The organism is Pseudomonas sp. S4_EA_1b, from assembly GCF_016307435.1.
Classification (GTDB): domain Bacteria; phylum Pseudomonadota; class Gammaproteobacteria; order Pseudomonadales; family Pseudomonadaceae; genus Aquipseudomonas; species Aquipseudomonas rhodesiae.
Genome location: NZ_JAEILC010000035.1, coordinates 187,374 through 213,689 on the forward strand (window position 1 = coordinate 187,374; position 26,316 = coordinate 213,689).

The 26,316-nt window shown below is 64.1% G+C and carries 19 protein-coding genes; 8 read left to right on the plus strand and 11 right to left on the minus strand.

Annotation, left to right across the window (positions count from 1 at the left end; translation table 11 throughout):
• Positions 1-14: 14 nt before the first annotated feature.
• Genes YA0848_RS12460 through tagH form a run of 11 tightly spaced genes read right to left on the minus strand, consistent with a single transcriptional unit; the run spans position 15 to position 16,041 of the window.
• The gene (locus YA0848_RS12460; protein ID WP_169902312.1) at positions 15-1,727 is read right to left on the minus strand and encodes a formylglycine-generating enzyme family protein; all 1,713 of its coding nucleotides are present in this window, start codon (positions 1,725-1,727) and stop codon (positions 15-17) included.
• On the minus strand, positions 1,720-2,904 hold the full coding sequence (locus tag YA0848_RS12465; RefSeq protein WP_169902311.1) for an ABC transporter permease: 1,185 nt from the start codon (positions 2,902-2,904) through the stop codon (positions 1,720-1,722). The genes YA0848_RS12460 and YA0848_RS12465 overlap by 8 nt, the downstream gene beginning before the upstream one ends.
• Complete coding sequence (locus YA0848_RS12470) at positions 2,904-3,608, minus strand: ABC transporter ATP-binding protein (RefSeq protein ID WP_034115460.1); 705 nt, start codon at positions 3,606-3,608, stop codon at positions 2,904-2,906. Before YA0848_RS12470 ends, YA0848_RS12465 begins: the two co-directional genes overlap by 1 nt.
• On the minus strand, positions 3,608-6,610 hold the full coding sequence (locus tag YA0848_RS12475; RefSeq protein ID WP_169902310.1) for a serine/threonine-protein kinase: 3,003 nt from the start codon (positions 6,608-6,610) through the stop codon (positions 3,608-3,610). The genes YA0848_RS12470 and YA0848_RS12475 overlap by 1 nt, the downstream gene beginning before the upstream one ends.
• Positions 6,607-7,326, minus strand: coding sequence for a PP2C family protein-serine/threonine phosphatase (locus YA0848_RS12480; protein WP_034115462.1), 720 nt, complete (start codon positions 7,324-7,326; stop codon positions 6,607-6,609). The genes YA0848_RS12475 and YA0848_RS12480 overlap by 4 nt, the downstream gene beginning before the upstream one ends.
• Positions 7,327-7,980: a type VI secretion system-associated protein TagF gene (gene tagF, locus YA0848_RS12485; protein WP_034115463.1), complete on the minus strand. Its 654-nt coding sequence runs from the start codon at positions 7,978-7,980 to the stop codon at positions 7,327-7,329.
• Positions 7,977-11,477, minus strand: a complete 3,501-nt coding sequence (gene tssM / locus YA0848_RS12490; protein WP_184316011.1) for a type VI secretion system membrane subunit TssM — start codon at positions 11,475-11,477, stop codon at positions 7,977-7,979. The genes tagF and tssM overlap by 4 nt, the downstream gene beginning before the upstream one ends.
• Positions 11,474-12,763, minus strand: coding sequence for a DotU family type VI secretion system protein (locus YA0848_RS12495; protein ID WP_034101501.1), 1,290 nt, complete (start codon positions 12,761-12,763; stop codon positions 11,474-11,476). The genes tssM and YA0848_RS12495 overlap by 4 nt, the downstream gene beginning before the upstream one ends.
• A gap of 6 nt (positions 12,764-12,769) precedes the next feature.
• The gene (gene tssK / locus YA0848_RS12500) at positions 12,770-14,104 is read right to left on the minus strand and encodes a type VI secretion system baseplate subunit TssK (protein WP_034101502.1); all 1,335 of its coding nucleotides are present in this window, start codon (positions 14,102-14,104) and stop codon (positions 12,770-12,772) included.
• A 15-nt stretch (positions 14,105-14,119) separates the two neighbouring features.
• Entirely contained in the window at positions 14,120-14,629 is a 510-nt protein-coding gene (gene tssJ / locus YA0848_RS12505) for a type VI secretion system lipoprotein TssJ (protein ID WP_047881779.1), read from the minus strand.
• A 50-nt stretch (positions 14,630-14,679) separates the two neighbouring features.
• The gene (gene tagH, locus YA0848_RS12510) at positions 14,680-16,041 is read right to left on the minus strand and encodes a type VI secretion system-associated FHA domain protein TagH (protein ID WP_169902309.1); all 1,362 of its coding nucleotides are present in this window, start codon (positions 16,039-16,041) and stop codon (positions 14,680-14,682) included.
• A 394-nt stretch (positions 16,042-16,435) separates the two neighbouring features.
• Between tagH and tssA the strand changes: the two genes are divergently transcribed.
• The 8 genes from tssA (at position 16,436) to tssH (ending at position 26,241) form a co-directional block, all read left to right on the plus strand.
• Complete coding sequence (tssA, locus tag YA0848_RS12515; RefSeq protein WP_034101505.1) at positions 16,436-17,455, plus strand: type VI secretion system protein TssA; 1,020 nt, start codon at positions 16,436-16,438, stop codon at positions 17,453-17,455.
• Between the two features lie 54 nt (positions 17,456-17,509).
• A complete protein-coding gene (gene tssB, locus YA0848_RS12520; protein WP_034101506.1) occupies positions 17,510-18,016 on the plus strand; it encodes a type VI secretion system contractile sheath small subunit in 507 nt (168 codons plus the stop codon).
• A gap of 2 nt (positions 18,017-18,018) precedes the next feature.
• Entirely contained in the window at positions 18,019-19,515 is a 1,497-nt protein-coding gene (gene tssC, locus YA0848_RS12525) for a type VI secretion system contractile sheath large subunit (RefSeq protein WP_034101507.1), read from the plus strand.
• 112 nt (positions 19,516-19,627) lie between these two features.
• Positions 19,628-20,116: an Hcp family type VI secretion system effector gene (locus YA0848_RS12530; protein WP_017526783.1), complete on the plus strand. Its 489-nt coding sequence runs from the start codon at positions 19,628-19,630 to the stop codon at positions 20,114-20,116.
• Between the two features lie 90 nt (positions 20,117-20,206).
• Positions 20,207-20,722 carry a type VI secretion system baseplate subunit TssE gene (gene tssE, locus YA0848_RS12535; protein WP_034101768.1) on the plus strand — a complete coding sequence of 172 codons (516 nt, stop codon included), beginning with the start codon at positions 20,207-20,209 and terminating at the stop codon, positions 20,720-20,722.
• Positions 20,719-22,578 carry a type VI secretion system baseplate subunit TssF gene (gene tssF / locus YA0848_RS12540; RefSeq protein ID WP_034101508.1) on the plus strand — a complete coding sequence of 620 codons (1,860 nt, stop codon included), beginning with the start codon at positions 20,719-20,721 and terminating at the stop codon, positions 22,576-22,578. Before tssE ends, tssF begins: the two co-directional genes overlap by 4 nt.
• Positions 22,542-23,585, plus strand: coding sequence for a type VI secretion system baseplate subunit TssG (gene tssG, locus YA0848_RS12545; protein ID WP_034101509.1), 1,044 nt, complete (start codon positions 22,542-22,544; stop codon positions 23,583-23,585). Before tssF ends, tssG begins: the two co-directional genes overlap by 37 nt.
• Positions 23,578-26,241, plus strand: coding sequence for a type VI secretion system ATPase TssH (gene tssH, locus YA0848_RS12550; RefSeq protein WP_034101510.1), 2,664 nt, complete (start codon positions 23,578-23,580; stop codon positions 26,239-26,241). The genes tssG and tssH overlap by 8 nt, the downstream gene beginning before the upstream one ends.
• Positions 26,242-26,316: the final 75 nt, after the last annotated feature.

The window sequence follows — 26,316 nt, forward strand, 5'->3', positions numbered from 1 at the left end:
CATACAGCCAACGATCAAGACCGCTGACCGCTCGCTGCGAGCAATTCCTTCAAGATCGTTGCCGGGTCGGCCCGCTGTTGCTTGCGGTAGTTGCCGACATGGCGAACGAACAGTGTTGCGCGCGTCACCAGGCTCTTGCCGAGCACCGGTTTGCGATCCAACTCTTCCTTGATCCGTTGAAACTGCGCCTGGATCACCGCATCGGTATAGCGGGTGCCGGTGGCCAGGTTGTCGATATAGATCGCTACCGCGCCGTCGAGCGCGCTGCGACCGTTCTGGATGGCCGTGGCAAACAACTGCGCGCTGGCTTCGTCCTTGTTGTCCACCGCCTGCTGCCGACTCTTCTGCAAGTTGATCAGCCGAATGTTGTAGTTGCTGATCGTCTCGGCCACCAGGGCCGCCGACTGGATCAGGTTGCCCGCCGCTTCTTCGCGCTGTTGAGCGATCAGCGATACGTTGCGTTTGAGTTCCTCGTTGACCAGGCCCAATTCGGCTTGCAGCTTGGGGTCGACGCTGGCGGCAATGATGCTGTCCAGGCGCTTGGTCGGGTCCTGAGCGTCGTCGATGGCGTCGGTCAACGAGGCCAGGCGACCTTCTTTCTGCCACTGCGCAAACAGCTCCTTGTAGCGCGAGCGCGGCGCCGACAGTGCGCCAATCGCCACGCGGAAACCGGTGGTCTCGTTGCTTTGCTCGGTGCCGTCGGCGGCGAACAATGGGTACTCACGGCGCATGCCGGTGAACAACGTGCCCTCGCCTTCCAGGTAATTACCGCCCTTGACCACAAACCCGCCATAGGTGCCCTGACGGCGGCCGGCGTGGACCAGTTGGAAGGATTCCTGGACCATTTCCGCAGCGTTGCCAATCACATCGAACATGCCGATCGGGTTGGGCAGTTTGGTGCCGATGGGCATCAACCGCGCGGCCTGGCCAGTACCGCCGGCCACTTGGTTGAAGACAGCGTAGTCGCCCAGCGGGCCGTCACTGTCGCTGCCTTCGGTGCGGCGCGGGAACAGCCGCCCTTCCAGGTCCTGACGGCTCACGGCCTGGGCGCCACGGGCGGCGAATTCCCACTCCACTTCGGTGGGTAGGCGTACAAAGCCCACACCGCCATCGTCCTCGGACGAGCCGCGACCACTGACCGGCAGCGCATCCCGGTGATATTTGAGCAGCCAGGCGCTGTACACCGCCGAGAACCGCTCGGCCTCAAACCGCGACAACTTCACCTTGGGCAAACGCGCGGCCATACCGGTCGGCGCGTCACAGGCCGGGGCCGGCTCGCCGCTGGCCAAGGACTGCGCCTGGGCCATCACCTGAGCGTATTGGCGCGCGGTCACTTCGTACTTACCGATGAAATACAGCATCGGTTTGAGCGGCGTTTTGGCGTCGGTCTTGGGCATCACCGGCGTGATGACTTTGCTCCAGTCCTTGGGCAGGTCTTTAAGGGTGAACTGACCGTTGATGAAGTCGCGACGGTAGCCGGAGATAAACGACTGCTGGTAACCGGCTTCGCCTTCGCTGAAGGGGTAACCGAGGCTGATCTCACGGTCATCGAGGGTTCCCTGGGCCAACACGTAGGCGTAGCGGAACACCATGTTGCCTTCGCAGGGCAGCGGCAGGCTCACGTCATCCGGCAACGGTTTGGGGTTGTCCAGCTTGTCGCTGGCTTCATCGGCCCAGGCCAGGGAGGCCAGGCTCAGCGCCACACAGGCGCCCAATAACTTATACATCTCTGATCCCTTCAGAAGCCTGGATACGCGCCACCCGCCAACCGCCACAGGCCGCCGCCACGGCGCTGACGCCGAGCACGGCCACCAGGGCCAAGCCATAGTGATGCGCCAACAGATGACTGGCGTGTTCGCCCGGCACCTGCACGAATAATTGATTCAACCCCGCCTCGGCCAGGCCGTATAACCCGGCGCTGAACACGGCGGCAAACCCCGCGCTGTACAGCGCCTGCAACACCACAAACAGCAACAGCGCACCGGTGGAAAACCCCAGCAGGCGCAGCACCGACAATTCTCGACGCTTGCGCGCCACCGCGGCCAGGGCACCGGCGAAAATCGCCGCGAACGCCCCGGCCAATGCCAACCCGGCGATGATCCAGAACACAATCGACAGGTTGCGACTCAAGGATTGCACCTGTGCAATGCTCAACGCCTGGGTCGACACCAGCATGTTCTGCCTCGCAAAAAACACTCGTAACGGCTCCACATCGTTGAGACCGCGCGCATACAAACGAAACGCCGGGTAGACGCGCTGCTCACCCACGCCCACCGCCTCACCGTCCCACCCCAGCGCCGGCACCGCACGGCCGTCGCGATAGTCTTCCGCCGCTTCGAGCAAGCCCAGCCCGGCGAACAGTCCGTCCCGGGCGAACGCTTCCAGGGGCAACACCGCCAGCACCTGCAACCGCATATGACGCGCCTCGACACGCCCGGCCACTTGTCGTGCGAAACGGGTCTCCAGCCAGTCACCGGGCCGCGCCGCGAGTTTCTCGGCGGCGGTGTGGCTCAGGACGATCTGCTCCAGCCCCTTAGGCACCGGCAAACCGCCAAGCAGCGGATCGCCCGGCGCGGTCGGCAGCATCTCCAGCACCAATGTGCCCACCTGCGCCGTGGCCGCAATCTGCCGCGTACGCGGGATGGCGAACGCCACGTCCGGCCGTTGACCCAGTTGCTCGATAAACGCGCTGCTGAATCGACCACCGCCCAGCGGAATAATTTCACGGGTGGCGGGGTCCGTCTCCAAACGTTCGGTCAAACTGCTGACCAGTCCAAATTTCAGGCCGAATAACACCAGCAACGGTGCGATCACCGCCACCAACGCCAGCACCGAGCAGGCCGACAGCCACGCGTCGTTGCGGTAGTCCTGCCAGGCGAGCGACGCCACCAGAGGAATGCGCATCAACCGGCCTCCCCCAGCGTCGCCGTGACGCCACCGTCGTTGTCGCGTCGGCAATGGATGCGTCGAACCTGCAAGCCACTTGCGCGAGCCAACGGCTCATCGTGGGTGGCGATCACACAGGCGGCGCGATGTTCACGGGCCTGAGCCAGCAAGGCGTGCATGACCCGCTCGGCATTCAACGGATCGAGGGACGCCGTGGGTTCGTCCGCCAATACCAGTTGCGGCGCATGGGCCAAGGCACGGGCACAGCTGACGCGCTGGCGCTGGCCCACCGATAACGCCGAAGGCTTCTTGCCCAACTGATCGCTGATTTCCAATTGGTCGGCCAGCCGCGCCACGCTGCCGTCATCCTTCAAGCCAAGTAGCTGGCGAGACAACGCGATATTGCCGCGCACATCCAGAAACCCCAGTAGCCCGCCGGTTTGCAACACGTAACCCAGGTGCTGACTGCGCAACCGGGCCAAGGTCGATTGCTGATCGGCGCGCCACAGCCCGGCAATGTCCTGTTGATTGAACTCAAAGCGGCCTACCTGATCCGGCGCCAGCACCAGTGCGAGCAGGTCCAGCAAGGTGCTTTTGCCACAGCCGCTGGGGCCGACTATCGCCACTTGCTCGCCCGCACGCAGGTGCAGCGCCGGGATCACCAGGCTGTAGCGCTGGCTACCGGCGCCCCGGCTCTTGTGCACGGCGCTCAGGTTCAGCATCACGGCAGCGTCGACAAGGGCACGCGGTACAACGCGTCACCCGGCTCGGCATCGCCGAAACGGACCCAGTTGGCCACGTCGTTGTGGAAGGTTTCGTAGAGGCGGATTTTCGAATCCAACTCGTCGATAAAGTCTTCCTGCTCGGCCACGCTCAGCGACAACCACAAATCCTGGGTCATGTTCAGCGACTTGCTGCGGTACGGCAGGCCCTCCAGGTATTCGCCGAGGATGCCGCCGTCGGCCAGGTTGCCGCCCTTGCGCAGGGCCTGCGGGTCGCGGCTCATGTAGGCCGAGGCGCTGGCGATTTCCTGGAAGAAGTCCTTGGGTGAGGTCTGGGTTTTGCGCGCGGCGTCGACGATCAGCTTGAGCGATTGCTGCAAATCGTTGAGCTGCAGCTTGGTCAGCATCACGCACACTTGGAACGCCGGCAGCGCCGGGTTGGTCAGGTCGCGGTCGGCGGTCCAGGCGCTGACCAGTTGCGGCGCCTGGCTCGCAGTTTTGCGACCGAGGAAGTCCATGTGCATCGCATAACCGACCGCCGCGGATTTATCCGCCAGGCTTGGTGCCGAGCTGAGCGTCGGCACCGCTTGCGGTGTGTTGCTGCGCACTTGGTGAACGAGGTTGGCGAACACCGTGCCGATCTCATCCACTCGCTCGCCCAGTTTGCGTACGTCGCCGCCCGGCACCGGCGTGTAGAGGTCGCCGATCTGTGGGTTGGCGTCGGCGGTAAGAATGCGGTACTGGCTTTCGGCGCCGGCGTGGGTTTTCTTGCCGGCGTCGGTGCGCAGGTGCAAGGCGTAGATTTTGATCTGCTTGCCCAACGCAGCCTGGCGCACTTCGGCTTCGTTCATCTGGGTGGCGGCGAACGGGTCGTTCTTGCGCAGCGCGCCGGCATCGGTCACCAACAGGATGATGCGCCCGCCGTAGCCGGACCAGTCCATGCCTTCGACGGCCTGCATTACCCCGGCAAACGCATCTTCGTTGAACGAGTGGCTGGAGACCGTAGAGGCTTTGACCTGGCGCGCCATGTCGAGAAAGCGTTGCGGGTCGCGGCCCTGATCGAGGGTGATCAAGGTTTTAGCCACGTATTCCAGGCCAGGGGTTTTCTTGATGCTGTTACGGAAGCCCACCAACCCGAAGCTCACGCTGTCCAGCTCGCCACGTTCGGCGATGCGGGTTTGCAGTTCGTGTACCACGTCGCGGACCTGGTCGATATACGGCTGCATCGACACAGTGGTGTCCACCACCAACACCACGGCCGTGCGGAACGCATCGGCGTTGGCGTTGAGTATCGGCGTTGCGGGCTTGGCCACGGGGCTGCTGCCGGGGTCGATGGACGCTACGTTAAGCAACTGCACCGGCTGGCCGTTTTCGTCGAAGCTTTCTTTGGAATCAAAGATCGGCAGCAGATAAAACTGGTTCTGCGGCACCGCGCTGGCGGCCGGTTCCAAGGCCAGCACCTGGCCGTTGTCTTCACTATTTTTCTGCGCCTTGGCCAGCACGTTTTTGGCGGCGGCGGGGTCGGCGAGCAATTTCTCCACTTCGCCGGATTGACGCAGGAACATCACCGGCGCGCGGCCCGAGCGTTCGGTGAACTTGAGCACCAGGCTCTGCTTCCAGTCGCTGACCTGAGTGGCCGGCAACCAGCCGTCGCTGCGACCATCGGTGGCGGCGCCGACGCGCACCCACGGTTGGCCACCCACGTCTTTACGCTGGTACACGTACAGCACGGAGAACGCCGGCAGCGCCTTGCCCGGCGCACTGCCGGCGTCGCTGGAGAGTTTCGCGCCGGGCTTGCTCAGCACGCGCTGGAACAAGGTTTTCTTGCCCGCCATCAGCAACGGGCGGCCGCCGCCGTCCGCTTCGGCCACTGCCGGTTTGACCTCTGGCGGCGCAGTCGGCGTTTGTGGTGGTTTCGGCTGGCTGGCGGTGGGCGGCGGCACTGGCGTATCGCTGCGACTCATCCACCAATAACTGGCTCCGCCGATGGCCAATGCCACCGCGACCGCCACGGCCGCCAATGCCAATACCGGTCCGCGCCGTTGCTCGCCGTGCTGGGTCGGGGTGACCACCGGCTGGCGCGCTGGCGGCGGCGTGGGCTGTGGCTCTGGTTTGCCGGTAGGAATCTCGATGGATTCCGGCGTCATCCCCGCCAGGTCGAAACTGAGCGGCAGAGCCACCGGCCGCACTAACGTGGCTTCCGGCGAATCCGCCGGCAGTTGGTCCAGCGCCAGCAGCAACGCCGCCGCATCCGGGAAACGGTCGGCGGGGTCTTTGGCCAGCAACTTGCGCAACACGCCTTGATAGCGGCCGTGATGCACCGGCAATTCCGGCAACGGTTCGGTCAGGTGGGCCAGGGCGGTGGAAAGCGCATCGGTGCCGTTGTACGGCAGCTCGCCCACCAGAATTTCATACAGCACCACGCCGAGGGCGTAGAGGTCGGCACGCCCGTCGATCTCCTGGCCGCGCGCCTGCTCCGGGCTCATGTAGCTCGGGGTGCCCACGGCGAAACCGGCCTGGGTGAATTGGGTGCGGTCGTCCAGGGACTTGGCGATGCCGAAGTCCGACAACACCGCCGTGCCATCGGCGCGGAACAGGATGTTCGCCGGTTTGACGTCGCGGTGCACCAGGCCCTGGGCATGGGCGTAACCCAAGGCCGAAGCAATCTGGCGAATCAACGTCACGCCCTGCTCCGGCGTCATGCCGGCGGCGATGCGCTCTTTGAGCGTGCCGTTGGGCAGGTATTCCATGGCCATGTAGTACAGCTCACCGACATTGCCGATGTCATGGATGGTCACGGTGTGGGGGTGGGACAGGCGCGCCAGGGTCTTGCCCTCGCGCAGGAAACGCTCGCAGAAGCTCGGGTCGGCCGCCAGGGCCGCTGCCATTACCTTCAACGCCACCTTGCGCTCCAGCGAGCGCTGGGTCGCCAGGTACACGCTGGCCATGGCGCCTTCGCCGATCTCGCCTTCGATGTCATAACCCGGAATCAGGATGTTCATGCCGATACCTTCACAACGATGGCGGTGATGTTGTCCGGGGCGCCGCGGTTAAGGCCCAGGTGCACCAGGCTACGCACGATTTCATCCGGCGTGTCATGGCCGAGCACTTCGCGGATCTCATGGTCTTCGACGGTTTTGTTGAGGCCGTCGCTGCACAGCAGGTAGGTGTCCCCTGGGGCGATTAACAGGTCGACTGTCGCCAGGTTCAGGTGCGCTTCCACGCCGATGGCGCGGGTGACGATGTTGGCGCGCGGATGCACACGGGCTTCGGCTTCGCTGAGCAGGCCGCTGTCTTGCAGGTCTTGCACGTAGCTGTGGTCGCGGGAGATGCCTTCGAGCACACCATCGCGCAGGCGATACAGGCGACTGTCGCCGGCCCACAGGCATACGCCACGCAGGCCACGAGCGGCGAGGAGCACCACGGTGCTGCCCATCATGGTCACGCCACGGTGGGCGGTCTCTTCGCGCACGGCGGCGTTGATGCGCACCAAATCATTGCGCAGCGCCGCCGTGTATTCATCCAGCGAGCGCCCCAGCGGCACATTGCGCAGGCTGTCGACAATCAGGCTGCTGACATAATCCCCCGCCGCATGCCCGCCCATGCCGTCGGCCACCACCCACAGGCGGTTCTCCGGCAGGTCCAGGCAGGCGTCTTCGTTGACCTGGCGCACCATGCCCACATGGCTTTTGCTCGCGGATTTGTACGTCGACCCCATCTACACCACACCTTCTTGTCCGAGCAAAAACTGCGCAAAATCGCTGGCGGCAGGCAGGCCCTGACACCGCAATAAACCAGGAGAAATCTGTTGCGAGCCTCGGCCCCACCACAGGCTAGCGCCCTCGCAGGCCTGTTCGGCCAGCGCGGCCAGTCGCCCTTGGGGCACGGTCGCGGCGACGCGTTGCAAGCCCGCAAAGCGGCTGTCGAGTGCACGCGGTTCAGTGGTCGGCACGCCCAAGCGGTCGAGGCCCTCGTTGAAGCCTTCGAAGGTTGCGCCGCTGTCCAGGGTGCCGAGCAGCAATTGCTCGGCCTGCTCGAACCAGGCGTCCGGCCCCCCCACCAGCGAGGCGGGGTTGGTGTCGTGATCCAGCAGCGCCACCACTGCCAGCGGGAAATACCGCCCGACCCTGTCAATGCTCGGCATCACCACACCTGCGGCGGCGTCCGGCCCGCACACACCCGGCGCCAGCACAAAGCGCCACAGCGGACTGACCAGGTACGCATTGAGCCAGTCACCGCCCAGGCTGTTCTGGCTGGCGAGCAACCCCGCCGCCAGCCAGCTGTCCCACGGGCCGATAAAACTCTGCGGCAAAGCGCGGCTGACGAAATCGCCACGGCTGGCCAATTTGCCGTAGAAACCCAACGTCGTCATAGCCGCTCCGGCAGGCTGAAGCCGCTGAGCACGCGGCTCTTGAACGGGTTGAAGGCACTGTTGGCGCGCAGCTCGTACGCGATGCTCGCACCGTCGACCCGCAGGCGCAGGTTGAAACGGTCCGGCGAGTTGCCGGGGGTCAGGTCCGACTGTTCCAGCAGGCGGAACCACGCCCACGGGCCGTCGAGGGTCACGCCCGAACGGCCACTGGCCGATGGCGGCATGATGGAAATACGCACCACGCCAATGCTGCCCGGGTTCGGCCATTGCATCGCCACCGGGCGGCTCGGGCCATGGTCGTAGCTCAGTTGCTGGCCGTCGAGGTCGAGCAGGAACTGGGTGATGCTCGGGTCCATCGACACCGGTTTAAGCTCGAACCGCACAATCGGTTGGGTGCCGCCGGAGCGGAAGAACGCATCGCGAATCGTCGCGGCACGCTGGAAGGTTTGCAGCACGCCCGGCGCGATCCCCAGTTTCTGCGCCGCGCCCGGCTGCCAGCGCCAGGTCTGCGCGGAGGTGTCCACGTAGGGTTGCAGGTATTTGCGGAAGTAGTTGTCCATCACCCCGCCCACGCCGAAGAACTGGCCGAAGTCATCCAGGGTGGCGTCCCGTGCGCTGCCCGGCGACATCGGGTAACGTCCTGCCAGCGACTGGCGGTACACGTTGACCACTTCGCTGACCCACGCCGCGTTCAGTTGGTTACGCACCCCACCCATCATGCTGTTGGTGGTGGAGTTGACCACCGACTTGACCATGCCCTGCACCAGCGGCGGCTGGCGCTCGGCATTCAGGCTGACCCGTGTGGCCGCAGCCGCCGCCTGGTTCTTCGCCTCGCCGAGCAACGCATCGCCGCTGGCGCCGACCATGGCGCTGACCTGCACATACAGCGCATTCATGTCCGCCAGCAGGCCGTCGATGGCCGCCGGTTCGCCTTCGTTCTTGCTGACGATGCTGTTGAGTTCGGCAAAGTGCGCAGTGACTGGATCGTCCGTCGCTGCCGGCGCGTTGGCCGTAGGTTGATCCTGGCCCAGCAGACTGCCGAGGCGTTCCTTGAGCTTGTCGACGCCGCCTTCGACCGGCACCCCCTTGGCGGCCAGTTGGCGTTCTTCGGCTTGCAGATCGGTTTCCTTGGCCACCGCCACCAGCAGTTTTTTCAGTGGTGACGTCGGGCCGGAGATCACCCGCAGCACGTCGGCGGCCTGGGCCACGCTGGTGATCGGCACAAAGTCGATGTCCGCCAGCAAGGCGTCCCATTGGCGCTGGTAGTCCTGGAAATACAGGCGCCGCACATCGGCGGCCAGGCTCACCACGTTCTGTTGATCGGCCTGTTCGTGGCCCAGCACCCACTGTTCTTCGGCGAGGGTGCCGGTCTGGTTGAGGCTGCTCAGCAGGAAGGCCTGACGATAACCCTTGGCGGTAAAGAACCCACTCAACGGCTCGCCCAGAGGCTTGCCGCTCTTGCGGCTGAACACCAGCGCGGCATCACGCCCGGCGGCTTCGTTGATGCGAAAGTCCGGGATACCGTCGGGCAGTTTCTGGCGCTTGACCCGGTCATACACACGCTGCGCCACCGGCAGTTGTTGCAATTGACGACGCAGGTCGTCGATCAGGCGCGGGTCCAGGCGTGCGTTCGGCGGATGGCGTTCGAACAGGGCCTGCAAGTGCCCGGTCAGCGCCTGGCGCTGATCGGCCGGCAGGTCCCGTGGCAGGTTGCGGTCCCAGTCCAGGGCAATCCACGCCTTGATGAAGTCCGGGTCGTAGTGCTCGCTGTCGGCGAGCATCAGGTAGGCCTTGAGGCCTTCGTAGAGGAAGTCGGAATTGCCGCCGCCGTGCAGTTGTTCCTCGATGCGCGTCACCAGTCGCGGGGCGAATACGGCAATCAACAATTTGCGGTAGACGCTGGCGGACTCGGCTTCGAGCATGTCGCCCTGATACAGCCCCAGGCCCTCGGACCAACTCGGCGAATCCCCCGCCAGGTTCTTCACCGCATTGAGCAGCGGCAGCACCGCAAGCACATCGCGCTGTGCCGGGCTGAGGTTTTGCACGGTCTGGCCCAAGGGCGCGACCTTCTGGTCGACCTGAGCGATATAAACCTGGTTGGCGCGATAACTGACCCACCACAGGCCGCTGACCACCACCACCAGGGCCACGGTGGCCGCGAGGACACCGCGCGCGATCCACTTGCGACGCCGCTCGACCTTGGGATTGACGCCCACCAGGCCACGTTCGGCAAAGGCGACGGCGGTGAACAGTTTTTCGATGAAGTAGCTGCGCCCGGTGCCACTCTGGCGCGCCAAGTGCTGGCGGTCCAGGTTCATGCTCTGGGCCATGGCGCCGATCAGGCGGTCGATGGGGCTGCCTTCCTGGGTGCCGCTGGTGAAATACACCCCGCGCAGCAACACACGCTCTTCAAACGCGTTGGGTTTGAACACACCTTCGAGGAAGCTCTGCAGGCAATCCTTCAAGGCCCCGAATTGCTGCGGGAAGCCGTAGATCAGATCGCGCCGCGCCGGGTCGCGCTCCTGTTGCAGGCGTTCTACCAAGCGTTCGTTGAGGCGCTGTTCCAGGCCGGCGAACTCGCTTTGCAGATGCGCCAGCGGGCTGTCGGTGCTTTTGCCGTCGTCCAGGGCAAAGGTCATGCCCCACACCTGGGCGCGCTCTTCCTTGCTCAGGTTGTCGAAAAACTCCATGAAGCCGGGGACCAAATCGAGTTTGGTCAACATCAGGTAGATCGGGAACCGCACGCCCAATTGCGTGTACAGCTCCTGGATCCGCAGGCGAATCGCCGCCGCGTGGGCGGCGCGTTCGGCGTCGGTGCCGAGCAGCAAATCCGAAAGGCTGATCGCAATGAATGCACCGTCGATGGGGCGGCGCGAGCGTTGTTTTTTCAGCAGGTCGAGAAAGCCCAGCCACGCGGCTTTATCCACCGTCGAGTTGCTGTCCTGGGTGGTGTAGCGGCCGGCGGTGTCGAGCAATACGGCCTGGTCGGTGAACCACCAGTCGCAGTTACGCGTACCGCCGACGCCACGCACCGCCCCGGCGCCCAGCTGCGCGGCCAGCGGAAAGTGCAGGCCGGAGTTGACCAGTGCGGTGGTCTTGCCCGAACCCGGCGGGCCGATGATCACGTACCACGGCAGTTCGTAGAGGTTGCGCCGCTCGTCGCCGCCAAGTTTGGCTTTCTTGAGCAGCGCCAGGGCCTCGTCCATGCGCTGGCGCAGGGTGGCGAGTTCTTCGGCGGTGGCCACGCTGTTGGGGTCCACCGGGGCGTCCGCCGCCAGGCTGCGCATTACTTCGGCGGCCTGACGGCGCGCCTGGATAATGCGGAACACGCGATAGGCGATCCACACCGCGAACATCAGGACGATCAACGCCCAGCGGCGCCCCTGCGGCACCAGCACGTCGAGCAACGGCCCGACAAACCAGATGATCAGGCTCAGGGCGATCAGGCCCAGTACCGGGATCACCCAGCGAATCATAAAACTGAAAAACGCCTTCACTCGACGCCCTCCGCCAATACGGTGATTTCAACCCGACGATTGCGGGCACGGCCTTCGGCGGTGGCGTTGGTGGCCACCGGCTCAGTGTCGCTGCGGCCCTCGGCGCTGAAGCGCTCGCCCTGGCCGGTCTTGGCGGCGAGGATCTCCAGTACCGACTTGGCCCGTGCTTCAGACAGCGCCCAGTTGGATGGGAAGCGCAGCGTGGCAATCGGGCGGTTATCGCTGTGCCCGGTCACGCGCACCTGGCCCTTGACCTTGCGGATGGCGTCGGCGATGCGCAGCATCAACGGCTGGTAGTCATCGACGATGCTGGAGCTGGCGGACGCAAAGAGTTCGTCGCCACGGATCGTCACCACCGAGCGGTCGACGGCATCTTCCACCGCCACCCGGCCAGCCTTGATGTCGTCCACCAGGAAGCCGGCCAGGCGCGGGCGTTCGATGACCTTGGGCTGCGCCACAGGGCGATCGATGCTCTGCACCGGGATCTCGCCCAGGGCATGGATATTCTTGAACACCGGTTCGGCCTGCCCCGCCAGTAGCATGCGCAAGACGAACAGCAGCGCCAGCAGCAGCGCCAGGCCGATGGCCACGGCGATCCACGGCGGCATAAATTGCGCCAGGCGATCTCGCGCCACGGTCACGCCGCGCCAATGCGGCGACAACTCGCGCTCGTGCTCGCCACGGGCGCTGCGAATCGCCGCAGCGGTGCGCTCGCGCAAGGCTTCCAACTGGCTGCGGCCGTCGTTCATCACGCGGTAGCGACCTTCGAAACCCAGGCACATGCACAGGTACAACAGCTCCAACAGGTACAAGCGTTCCCGTGGGCTTTGCAGGCAATGGTCGAGCAACTGGAAGACCTTTTCGCCGCCCCAGGCTTCGTTATGCACGGTGATCAACAGGCTCTGCTTGCCCCACTCGCTGGTGCTGCCCCACGGCGTGCTCAGCACCGCCTCATCCAGGGCGGTACACAGCGCATAGCGCGCCAGCAGCACTTCGTTGCGCGCCACGCCGGCGGCCTCGGCACGCTCTTCGAACTGGCGCAGGTAGGCCAACAGTTGCGCGCGCAGGCTGGCCGGCGCCGGGTGGGCGATGGTGTTGCGCAGCCGCGTCAGCAATGCCAGCAGCGGGCCGGCGGCGCTTTCCAGCGGGTTGAGGCCCTGGCTCTTGCCGGTGAGCATCGGCGCGGCGGGCACTGACAAAGGCGCGGGCTCTGCACGCGCGGGTTCCGGCGCACGGCCACCCGGGCGCGGCATGAACTGGGTGCGGTCGTCATCATTGGGATGCATCGCGGATTATCCTCGGATCGCCCAGAAGGCCAGGTTCAAGCCCGGGAACTGCCCGGCGATATGGAAGGCAAAACCACCGGAATTGCTCAGTTGCTGCCAGTGCTCGCTGCCCCGGTCCAGTTCGTAGTAGGTCGAGCCCGCGTGGTACGGCAGTTGGCGCGGCGCCACCGGCAACGGCACCAGGCCGATGCCCGGCAGTTGCAGGTTGACCATGTCGCGGATGTGCTCCACCGAACCCACTTTGCTCTGCTGGCCGAAGCGCGCGCGCAGGGTTTCGCCAGGCACATCGGCACGTACCACCAGGATGAAACTGGCGTTGTCGAGCAGGGTCTTGTCGGCCAGCATCGCCACGTGGATGCCGTAGGCTTTTTCCACAATCGGGATCGGCGTGGCTTTGCTGTCGATCAGCATCGACAGCGCCTCGCGCAACGCCGCCATCACAGGTGCGAAGCTCACGGCCAGGTCGTCGTGCTGGTACTGCGGGTATTCCTGAGGACGCCGGCCCGAGGTGGAGAACGTGGAAAACTCACCGGCCAGGCTTACCAGTTCACTGAAGAAACGCTCCGGGTGCAGCGGGCTCAACTGGCTGAAATGCTGGATCAGCGGCTGGGCGCGGTTGACCAGTTGCAGCAGCATGAAGTCGGCGATTTCCGACGCGCCGCCAGCGCCCGAGGCCACCACGCGGCCGGCCAGAGCTTCGCCACGCTGGTGCAACAGGCCCAGCAGTTCGCTGCGAAATGCCGTCAGCGGTTTGCTTGCGGCCACGTCCAGCACGGGTGGGATGTAGCTGTCGTCGAGCACCAGCGCGCGGTCGGCGCGTTTTTCCTTGATGCGTACCACGCCGATGGCCGCGTAATCACTGATGCCATCCTGGGCGGTCAACAGGCGCAAAGCGCGGGAGCCGACGGCCACCGGCGCGCGGTTTTCGAACGGCGCGTTGTCGTCGCGCACTTCACGCACTTGGCTCACGTAACGCGCAGCTTCCAGGGCCTCGCCTTCGTCGACGGTGTCGCGCACGCCGGCACGCTTGAGCGGCAGGGCCAGGTACACCAGACCGTCACGCAGGCTGTCATCGATGTTCAGCGGGCTAGGCGCCAGGTCGTCCTGAGGGATATTGAACGGCGTGCCATCCGGCAACAGGCCCCGCGCCGTGACGATGGCCAGCTTGCCCTGGGCCAACAGGCCCTGGTCGATCAGCAACTCGGAAAAGCCCCAGGCACCGGCGGACAACGGGCGGCTGCGGGCGTCGATCAGGTTTTCCAGGTAACGGTCATGCTGCTGGAAGTGCTGCGTTCCGATGAACATGCCTTCCGACCAGACCACGCGATTGTTCCAGGACATGGGGGCTCCGATTGCTTATTGGGCAGGGCTGGATGGGGTAACCACGACGTCGGCGCGCACCGCACGCACATCGAGGCTGATCTGGTATTCGGTGTACTGACGCGCCGGCACGTTGATCACCGTGCGCCACTGCGCGCGGTCGAGTTCGCGGTAGCCCACCAGCAAACCGATCTGGCGCGTGGACGGGTCGAGGTCGCGCTGAATGCTCAACTGCTGGCCGGGCTGGACCGTCACTTCGTCCTGGTCCAGCAGGTCCAGGCCCAGGGTCGATTGCGCGCGGTCGGCCAGGGAGAAATAGTCGGAACGGGCAAAGGTGGCGGCGTTCTTCAGTTCGAAAATCCGCACCCGTACCGGCGCGGCCTGGCCATTGGCGCTGGGGTTGAGCCCGGCAATCGCATGGAAGTGCAGCTCGACCGCCGCGGTATCGGCGTCAGCCTCGGCGGCGGTGTCGGGTTTGGCGGCATCTTTGGCACACGCCGTCAGCAGCAGCGCGGTGGCGACTGCGAGTAAAAACCTGGGAATCATCCTGCGTCCTCAATGACGTACTTAGCTATCCGTTAATCCGTGTGTGGCGGTCAGCGCCGCTGTCGGGCGCTGTGTTCTTCGTAGGCCCGGCTGAATTCGCGGCCGAACAGGTCCTGGAAATCCTCCTGGGCCTCACGGGAAATATTGCTGTAAAGCTCGGTGAACTGCTGCCAGTACTGGGCCTGGCGCGAACCGCTGAAAATACCCGAGAGCCCGCCGGGCTTGCCCATGCGCTCTTCGAGTTGCGCCGGTTCGAAGCGCTTGAGCAGGTGTTTGATCGCCGCTTCCACACCCGCCATCACCGCCAACTGGTGGGCGCGCAGGTCGTCGAAACTTTCCCGCACGGCGACATCCGGCGCCATAAACGCTTGGTTGCCGTGACGCAGCAACAGCAGTAACGCTTCATCGGCATTCGGTGCGAATTTCAACGGATTGTTTTCAGCCGGCTGGATCATGGTCTGCTGCATGCGGAACTCGCCCTTGAGGCTGGCCCGGGCGCGCAGGACATCGATCAGACCTTCGACCATCAGCCGGTAGCTGCGGCCGATGCTTTCCATCTGCGCGCAAGCGTCGGCCTTGTCCAGGCGCAGCTGGTCCAGGCCAGCGCCACGTAGGAAGGCTTGCAGCAGATCCGGCTGCCCGGCGCTGGCCACCGGCGGTGCAACGTCGGGCGCAGGGGCGGACGGAGTCAGCGGCGGTGACGGCGGTGGCGGTGGCGGCGATGGGATCGGTGCCGGTGCGCTGATAATCGGCGGCGGCGCGTCGCTGAGCAGGTCCCAGTCTTCGGGGATCACCGAAGCGGACACCAGCGGCGGTTCTGCCACCGGCACACTGACCGGCGTCGGCGGGCGGAAATCGTGTTGTTCGCTGGGGACGTGGTCGGCCACGGTGGGCGGCGGCACGGCGGTGGGGCTGAGGAAGTCAAACAGGTCCGGCAGCGTGTCCATCGACGAGGCGCCCTGGAACTGCGGCGCGATCACCGGCGTCGGCATGGGCGCGGGCACCGAGGGGCTGGCAACGGCCCCCATCAGCGCTTCGAAGCTGTTCGGCGACTCACCGGCAAAGGGTTGGCTTTCAACCGCTTGCACGCTGAAATCAATGCGTGCCTGGATTTCGTAGTCGCCGATGCGGATCAGCTCGCCGTCCTGCAGAGGTTCGCTATTGCCACGGCGCATACGAATACCGGCGTTAACCAACTCCACACCGTTTGTACTGTTATCGGTTAAATAATAACGGCCGTCTTTGTATTGAATAACGCAATGTTGGGAAGACACGAGGCGCTCGGGATCAGGCAATACCCAGTCATTATCCGAGCTGCGGCCGATCGCCATCGAGCCCTGATTCATGGACTTTTCGGGACATTGCCCGGGGGTAATCTTGTGATAACTAGTGATAGTCAAACACAGCGACATCTTGCCTCCTTGCTGATACTTCGCGCGCGGTCGATTCCCGGGCCGAACATTCCCGGGAAATCCCCATCGGGTCGTGCAATCGACCCTTCACAACCCGCAGTTGCCAGCATGATCGCTGATCTTAACTGGGCCGCATGACAAAAATCCTGCCTCGGTACGTGCTTCGACCCGTCAGTCGCACAGGTTGTTAAGCACCGCACATCTGTCACAGAGGGCGAATAGCTTACCTTGACAAGGCATAAGTACTACACCAAAAATGCACAACTTCTTGAACACCAATGATGGCACATTAATACCATCGTGCTTATATGACCAAGAAAACATGCAAAGTTCCTCGCGCAACTAATGCATGAATTGCCCGGCATTTAACGGGCCGATAGGGAGATCGATTTCAGTGGATGTGCCTTTGCTGCTCGCCGCCGTTTCCGCGAACTCGCCATGTGGCGAAGACATGGAATATGACGCGGATTTTCTCCAGCTAGAGCGTGATGCCAAGGGCCAACCCGAGCGCAGCATGGGCGATGCCATTCTGCCCGCCGAACCGCCGGAATGGCGCAGCATCCAGCAGCAGAGCCTCGACTTGCTGCAGCGCAGCAAAGACCTGCGCATCACCCATTTTCTATTGCAAAGCTCCCTGGCCCTGCAGGGCGTGGCCGGTCTGGCCGAAGTTCTCACGCTGATCGACGCACTGCTGCGCGAATACTGGGCCGACCTGCACCCGCGCCTGGACGCCGACGACGATAACGACCCCACCGTGCGCATCAATGCACTGGCCGGCCTGACCAGCGACGCGACCATCCGCCTACTGCGCGAAAGCATCCTCACGCGCTCGCGCACCTTCGGCCCCGTGAGCCTGCGCGCCGCGCTCAATGCCAGCGGCCTGATGCACTTTCCGGATGAACAACTGGGCGCCCAGCAGCTCAACGCGGCGTTCCTCGACAGCGACCCCGACCATCTGCAAGCCACCCGCGACGCCTTGAGCACCGCGCGAGCGGCCTGCGAAGCCATTGAACAGCAGGTCAACGAACAAGTCGGTTCCGCCCAGGGCGTGGACCTGAGCGCATTGAAGCAGCCACTCAAGCAAGCGCTGCAAGTCCTCAATCAGGCGGTACCCGGTACCGACAGCAGCAGCGAACCCGAGGCCGTCAGTGAAGACAGTGCCCCCTCGGTCGACTTCGCCCCTGCTCCAGCGGCGCCACGCCCGGTTGGCGATATAGCCAGCCGCGACGACGTGCTGCGCAGCCTCGACAAAATCCTTGCGTATTACACCCGGCACGAGCCTTCGAGCCCGCTGCCGGTGTTGTTGAACCGGGCCAAAAATCTGGTCCATGCCGATTTCGAAGCGATCGTGCGCAACCTGATCCCCGACGGCATGTCCCAATTTGAAAACCTGCGCGGCCCGGACGGCGAGTAAGCCGCCCGGCTGTGCAGTAACAACACCGTCGCTCAAGCGACCAGGAGCAGCAACGTGGCGAAGCAAAGTTCTCAGAAATTCATCGCGCGCAACCGCGCGCCTCGAGTGCAGATCGAGTACGACGTCGAGCTCTACGGCGCCGAGAAAAAGGTCCAGCTGCCCTTCGTGATGGGTGTGATGGCCGACCTCGCCGGCAAGCCTGCCGAGCCGCTGGCGCCCGTGGCCGACCGCAAGTTCCTTGAAGTGGATGTCGACAACTTCGACTCGCGCCTCAAGGCCATGCAGCCGCGCGTGGCGTTCCATGTGCCGAACGAACTGACCGGCGAAGGCAACCTGAGCCTGGACATGACCTTCGAAAGCATGGACGACTTCAGCCCGGCCGCCGTGGCCCGCAAAGTCGACGCGCTGAACCAGTTGCTCGAAGCCCGCACCCAGCTGGCCAATCTGCTGACCTACATGGACGGCAAGACCGGCGCTGAAGAAATCATCATGAAGGCAATCAAGGACCCGGCACTGCTTCAGGCACTTGCCAGCGCGCCGAAGCCTGCAGGGGATCAGTAATCATGACCGACAACACCGCACGCGAAGGCGTCCAGAGCCTGGGCGCCACTGAAGAAACCAGCGAATTCGCATCCTTGCTGATGCAGGAATTCAAGCCCAAGACCGAACGTGCCCGCGAAGCCGTGGAAACCGCCGTGCGCACCTTGGCCGAACAAGCCCTGGCGCAGACCGATCTGGTGTCCAACGACGCGATCAAGTCGATCGAATCGATCATCGCTGCCATCGACGCCAAGTTGACCGCCCAGGTCAACCAGATCATCCACCACCCGGACTTCCAGCAGCTGGAAAGCGCCTGGCGTGGCCTGCACTACTTGGTCAACAACACCGAGACCGATGAGCAGCTCAAGATCCGTGTGCTCAATATCTCCAAGCCGGACCTGCACAAGACCCTGAAGAAATTCAAGGGCACCGCGTGGGACCAGAGCCCGATCTTCAAGAAGATGTACGAAGAAGAATACGGCCAGTTCGGCGGCGAGCCGTACGGCTGCCTGGTGGGCGACTACTACTTCGACCAGTCGCCACCGGACGTCGAGCTGCTGGGCGAGCTGTCGAAAGTCTGCGCCGCCATGCACTCCCCCTTCATCGCTGCGGCATCGCCGACCGTGATGGGCATGGGCTCGTGGCAGGAACTGTCGAACCCGCGGGACCTGACCAAGATCTTCACCACCCCGGAATACGCCGGCTGGCGTTCGTTGCGTGAATCGGAAGACTCGCGCTACATCGGCCTGACCATGCCGCGCTTCCTGGCGCGCCTGCCGTATGGCGCCAAGACCGATCCGGTGGAAGCCTTCGCGTTCGAAGAAAACACCGACGGCGCCGACAGCTCCAAGTACACCTGGGCCAACGCCGCTTACGCCATGGCGGTGAACATCAACCGTTCGTTCAAACACTACGGCTGGTGCTCGCGCATCCGTGGTGTGGAGTCCGGCGGTGAAGTGGAAAACCTGCCGGCCCACACGTTCCCTACCGACGACGGTGGCGTGGACATGAAGTGCCCGACCGAGATCGCCATCAGCGACCGTCGCGAAGCGGAGCTGGCGAAGAACGGTTTCATGCCGCTGCTGCACAAGAAAAACACCGATTTCGCCGCCTTCATCGGCGCGCAATCGTTGCAGAAACCCGCCGAATACGACGATCCGGACGCCACCGCCAACGCCAACCTGGCCGCGCGTCTGCCGTACTTGTTCGCCACCTGCCGTTTCGCCCACTACTTGAAGTGCATCGTGCGCGACAAGATCGGTTCCTTCAAAGAGAAGGACGAGATGCAGCGCTGGTTGCAGGACTGGATCCTCAACTACGTGGACGGCGATCCGGCGCACTCCACCGAAACCACCAAGGCCCAGCACCCGTTGGCGGCCGCCGAGGTGATCGTGGAAGAAGTGGAAGGCAACCCGGGTTACTACAACTCCAAGTTCTACCTGCGCCCGCACTACCAGCTCGAAGGGCTGACCGTGTCGTTGCGCCTGGTGTCGAAGCTGCCTTCGGCGAAAAGCGCCTAACCACAGATGAGCCGGCTCTTGTGCAGGAGTGGGTGTGCCCCCTCCCACACAAAAGCACTGCCCATTTGGAGTGACTCAAATATCAGTGGCAAGCGCCACACAGGGAGAAAACATGGCTGTTGATATTTTCATCAAGATCGGCGACATCAAGGGCGAGTCCATGGACAAAGCCCACAAAGACGAAATCGACGTGCTGAACTGGAGCTGGGGCATGTCCCAGTCCGGCAACATGCACGTTGGCGGTGGCGGCGGTGCGGGCAAGGTGAACATCCAGGACCTGTCGCTGACCAAGTACGTCGACAAAGCGTCGCCTAACCTGATGATGCTGTGCGCCAGCGGCAAGCACATCGACAAGGTCAAGCTGACCGTGCGCAAAGCCGGTGGTGAAAGCCAGGTCGAGTACATGGTGATCAACCTGGAAGAAGTGTTGGTGACGTCGCTGAGCACCGGCGGTTCGGGCACCGATGACCGTCTGACCGAGAACGTCACCCTGAACTTCGCCCAAGTGATGGTGGACTACCAGCCGCAGAAAGCCGACGGCACCAAAGACGGCGGCGCGGTCAAGTTTGGCTGGAACATCCGTTCCAACACCAAGCGCTGATAGCCCTGGTGCCGTGGCCCTGCGCCACGGCACTACGGCCTCAAGCGCAGCCTCTTGTTCCTCTCGCAATCCGTCCGTGGAGCTGCTTTGGTGGTAACTGAAATCGCTTCCCGCGACCGTCTGCAACCGTCCCTGTTGGACCGGTTGACCGACGAAGACCCAACCAATCCCAAGGAAAGCGCCGACAAACGCGTGCTGTCCCTGACCCAATTGAAAGCCTCGGTGCTGCGTGACCTGGCGTGGCTGCTCAATACCACGTCGTTGCTCGATGCCGATGCGACGCTGCACACCCCGGCCGGTACGTCGGTGATCAATTACGGCCTGCCGGCGCTGGCGGGCAACAGCGTGTCCAGCGTGGACATCAAAGCGCTGGAGGCCCTGATCTATCAGGCCATCGCCACCTTCGAGCCGCGCATCCTGCGCCACACCCTGCGCGTCAAAGCCCGGGTCGGCCACGGCGAGATGAACCACAACGCCTTGAGCTTCGAGATCGAAGGCGACTTGTGGGCACAGCCGGTGCCGTTGCGCCTGCTGCTGCAAACCGACCTGGACCTGGAATCCGGCCATGTGCGCGTGGTCAACGCTGACCAACGGAGGCGCTTATGAACCCGCGCCTGCTGGAGCTGTACAACCAGGAACTGCACCACGTGCGCGAAAGCGCCGCCGAGTTCGCCAAGGAATACCCGAAGATCGCCAGTCGGCTGACCCTGTCCGGTATGGACTGCGCCGACCCGTACGTCGAACGCCTGCTCGAAGGCTTTGCCTACCTGACCGCCCGCGTGCAGCTCAAGCTCGACGCCGAGTACCCGACCTTCACCCACAATTTGCTGGAAATCGCCTACCCGCATTACCTGGCGCCGACCCCGTCGATGACCGTGGTGCAATTGCAGACCGACCCCGACGAAGGTTCGCTGGTCGGCGGTTTCCCGTTGCCGCGCGACACCGTCCTGCGCGCCGCCCTCGGCCGCGAGACCCAAACCTGCTGCGAGTACCGCACCGCGCACCCGGTGACGCTGTGGCCGCTGCAGGTGAGCAATGCCGAGTACTTCGGCAACCCGGCCACCGTACTCGGGCGCCTGGCCGCCAGCGAGCCGAAGGCCAAGGCTGGCCTGCGCCTGACCCTGCGCACCGGCGCCGAGCTGCCATTCAACAGCCTCGATCTGGACAGCCTGCCGCTGTACCTCAGCGGCGCCGACGAGCAACCGTTCCGCCTTTACGAGCAACTGCTGGGCAACGCCTGCGCGGTGTTCGCGCGCAAGCCCGGTGGCGATTGGGTCGAGCGCCTACCGCAAGACGCACTGCGTTCACGCGGGTTCGACGACGCGGACGCGGCCATGCCGGTAGTGGCGCGGGCGTTCCAGGGTTATCGGTTGTTGCAAGAGTACTTCGCCCTGCCCCAGCGGTTCCTGTTCGTGGAGTTCGCCGAGCTGAGCCGGGCGGTCAAGCGCTGCGACGGCCAGGAGCTGGAATTGATCGTGCTGTTCGACCGTCACGAGCCGAGCCTGGAAGGCAGTGTCGGCGCGGCGCAGTTCCTGCCGTTCTGCACCCCGGCGATCAACCTGTTCCCCAAACGCCTGGACCGTATTCACCTGTCCGACCGCGTCAATGAACACCATGTGATCGCCGACCGCACCCGGCCGATGGATTTCGAGGTGCATTCCCTCACCGGCCTGACCGGCCATGGCACCGGACCGGAGCAGCCGTTTCTGCCGTTCTACGCGGTGCGCGACCCGTCGCGCTACGGGCGGGACAAGGCCTACTACACGGTGCGCCGCGAGCCTCGTGTGCTGTCCAGCGACCAACGCCGCAACGGCCCACGTTCCACCTACGTGGGCAGCGAAACCTTTGTGAGCCTGGTGGACAGCCAGCAAGCGCCGTACCGTCACGACCTGCGCCAACTCGGCGTAACCGCCCTGTGCACCAACCGCGATCTGCCGCTGTTCATGAGCGTGGGCAATGGCAAGACCGACTTCACCCTGGCCGACAGCGCCCCGGTGCTGGCCGTGCGCTGCGTAGCCGGCCCGAGCCGCCCGCGCGCCAGCCATGCCCATGACGCCAAGGCTTGGCGCCTGATCAGCCAGCTGTCGCTCAATTACCTGTCCCTTAGCGAACAGGGCCAGGGCGCCGGCGCTTTGCGCGAGCTGCTGCGGCTGTATGGCGACAGCAACGACGCCGCGCTGCAATTGCAGATCGAGGGATTGCGCGAAGTCAGCAGTAAAGCCGTGACCCGGCGCCTGCCGATGCCCGGCCCGATCGTGTTTGGCCGGGGCCTGGAAATCACCCTGGAATTCGATGAAAACGCGTTTCGCGGCACCGGCGTGTTCCTGCTCGGTGCGGTGTTGGAACGCTTCCTGGCACGCTACGTGTCGATCAACAGCTTTACCGAGACGGTGATCCGTACCACCGAACGCGGCGAGATCATGCGATGGAAAGCCAAGCCCGGACGTCGTCCGACCCTGTGAGTACCCTGGAAGCGATGCACCAGGAGCCCTGGGAATACGATTTCTTCCAGGCCCTGCGGCGCATCGAATGCGAGTCGCCGCAGCTGCCGCGCCTGGGCCATTCCCTGCGCCTGGCGGACGACCCGTTGCGCCTCGGGCAACAGGCCGACTGCACGTTCGCCCCGGCCACCCTGGCGTCGCTGGAGCCTGGCGGTGACGGCCGGCCGGCGCGGCTGGAGCAATTCTTCTTCGGCCTGGGCGGCCCCAACGGCCCGCTGCCGTTGCACATCACCGAATACGTGCGCGAGCGTCAACGCAACAACGCCGACAGCACCAGCAAACAGTTTCTGGACGTGTTCCACCATCGTCTGCTCAGCCTGTTCTACCGAGCCTGGGCCGAGGCGCGGCCGACGGTCAGCCACGACCGCCCCGACGATGACTACTGGTCCGCGCGCCTCGCCGCGTTGAGCGGTCGCGGCATGCCGAGCCTGCTCAACCAGGGGCTGATTCCCGACACGGCCAAGCTGCATTACAGCGGCCACCTGTCGGCACAGACCCGCTATCCGGACGGTCTCAAAGCCATCCTCAGCGAGTACTTCGGCCTGCCGGTAGAGATCGAGGAATACGTCGGCCAATGGCTCGAACTGCCCGAACGCAGCCGCGTGGGCGTCAACGCCAACCGGCTGGGCGTGGACCTGTGCCTGGGCAGCCATGTGTGGGACCGCCAGCATAAATTCCGTATCCGCCTGGGCCCGCTCACGCTCGATGACTACATGGGCATGCTGCCCGGCCACCAGCCGTTCAACGAACTGGTGGCGTGGGTAGCCGAGTATCTGGGCCACGAATTGGACTGGGACTTGAACCTGGTCCTGCAACAACCCGAAGTACCGGCGCTGCGGCTTAACGGCCAGTTTCGCCTGGGCTTCAACACGTGGCTCGGCCAACCTGCGCACGACGCCAACGACCTAATCCTGGCCCGGCATTACGCCGATCAAGCCACCACCTCAAGGAATCCAGAGCATGGGTGAAATCAGTCGCGCCGCACTGTTCGGCAAACTCAACAGCGTGGCCTACAAAGCCATCGAAGCCGCCACCGTGTTCTGCAAGTTGCGGGGCAATCCTTACGTGGAACTGGCCCACTGGTTCCACCAGTTGCTGCAACTGCAGGACTCGGACCTGCACCGCATCATCCGCCAGTTCAACGTCGAGCCGGCGCGCCTGGCCCGCGACCTGACCGAAGCCTTGGACCGTCTGCCGCGCGGCTCGACTTCCATCACCGACCTGTCGTCCCACGTAGAAGAAGCAGTGGAACGTGGCTGGGTCTACGGCAGCCTGATGTTCGGCGAAAGCCAAGTGCGCACCGGTTACCTGGTGCTGGGCATTCTCAAGACTCCGAGCCTGCGCCATGCGTTGTTAGGCTTGTCCGGCGAGTTCGACAAGATCAAGGCCGAGGCCCTGAGCGAGCGTTTTGACGAATACGTCGGCGACTCGCCGGAAAACGCCTTGACCGCCAGCGACGGCTTCAACGCCGGCGCCGTTCCCGGCGAAGCCAGCGGCGCCATGGCGCCCAGCGCGATGGGCAAGCAGGAAGCCCTCAAGCGCTTCACTGTGGACCTGACCGAACAGGCGCGCAGCGGCAAGCTCGACCCGATCGTGGGGCGTGACGAAGAGATCCGCCAGTTGGTCGACATCCTTATGCGTCGGCGCCAGAACAACCCGATCCTCACCGGTGAAGCCGGGGTGGGTAAAACCGCCGTGGTCGAAGGGTTTGCCCTGCGCATCGTCGCCGGCGATGTGCCGCCGTCGCTCAAGGATGTAGAACTGCGCAGCCTGGATGTGGGCTTGCTGCAAGCCGGCGCCAGCATGAAAGGCGAGTTCGAACAGCGCCTGCGCCAGGTGATTGAAGACGTGCAGGCTTCGCCCAAGCCGATCATCCTGTTTATCGACGAAGCCCATACGCTGGTGGGCGCTGGTGGCGCCGCCGGCACCGGCGATGCGGCCAACCTGCTCAAGCCTGCGCTGGCCCGCGGCACCCTGCGCACCGTGGCCGCCACCACCTGGGCCGAGTACAAGAAGCACATCGAGAAAGACCCGGCCCTGACCCGCCGCTTCCAAGTGGTGCAAGTGGCCGAGCCCTCCGAAGACAAAGCCCTGTTGATGATGCGCGGCGTGGCCTCGACCATGGAACAGCACCACCAGGTGCAGATCCTCGACGAAGCCCTGGAAGCCTCAGTGAAGCTGTCGCACCGCTACATTCCGGCGCGCCAGTTGCCGGACAAATCCGTGAGCCTGCTGGATACCGCCTGCGCCCGTGTCGCCATCAGCCTGCACGCGGTGCCGGCCGAAGTGGACGACAGCCGCCGTCGCATCGAGGCCCTGGAAACCGAGCTGCAGATCATTGCCCGCGAGCATGCCATTGGCATCGACACCGGAGCGCGCCAGAGCAACAGCGAAGCCCTGTTGGCCGCCGAACGCGAGCGCCTGGCCACCCTCGAAAGCCGTTGGGCCGAAGAGAAAGCCCTGGTGGACGAGTTGCTTGCAACCCGTGCCACCCTGCGCGAAAAGGCCGGGGTGGTGGACAGTGGCAACGACGAATTGCGCACTCAATTGGTCGACCTGCAACAACGCCTCACCGCGCTGCAAGGCGAAACCCCGCTGATCCTGCCGACCGTGGATTATCAGGCCGTGGCCTCGGTGGTCGCCGACTGGACCGGCATCCCGGTGGGCCGCATGGCGCGCAACGAATTGGAAACCGTGCTGAACCTGGATCAGCACTTGAAAAAACGCATCATCGGCCAGGACCATGCCTTGCAGATGATCGCCAAGCGCATCCAGACCTCTCGCGCCGGCCTCGACAACCCGAGCAAGCCGATCGGTGTATTCATGCTGGCCGGCACCTCCGGCGTGGGCAAGACCGAAACCGCCCTGGCCCTGGCCGAAGCCATGTACGGCGGTGAGCAGAACGTCATCACCATCAACATGAGCGAGTTCCAGGAAGCCCACACCGTGTCGACCCTCAAGGGCGCGCCACCAGGCTACATCGGCTACGGCGAGGGCGGTGTGCTGACCGAAGCGGTACGGCGCAAGCCCTACAGCGTGGTGCTGCTGGACGAGGTGGAAAAAGCCCACCCGGACGTGCACGAGATTTTCTTCCAAGTGTTCGACAAAGGCGTAATGGAAGACGGCGAAGGCCGGGTGATCGACTTCAAGAACACCTTGATTCTGCTGACCACCAACGCCGGCACCGAGCTGATTTCCCAGGTCTGCAAAGACCCGGCGAACATCCCCGAGCCCGAGGAGATTGCCAAGGCCCTGCGCCAGCCGCTGCTGGAGATCTTCCCACCGGCCCTGCTCGGCCGCCTGGTGACGATCCCTTACTACCCGCTGAGCGACGAGATGCTCAAGGCGATCACCCGCTTGCAGCTCAACCGCATCAAAAAACGTGTGGAGAACACCCACAAGGTCGCCTTCGACTACGACGACGCGGTGGTCGACCTGATCGTCTCGCGTTGCACCGAAACCGAAAGCGGCGGACGCATGATCGACACCATCCTTACCAACAGCCTGCTGCCGGACATGAGCCGTGAATTCCTCACGCGCATGCTTGAGGGCAAGGCGCTGGCGGGTGTGCGGATCAGCAGTCGGGATAATGAGCTGCACTACGACTTCAACGACGCCGAATAACGACTGTTGAAATAAGGTTTAAATGTGGGAGGGGGCTTGCCCCCGATAGCGGTGAATCAGTCACTGCATGCATCA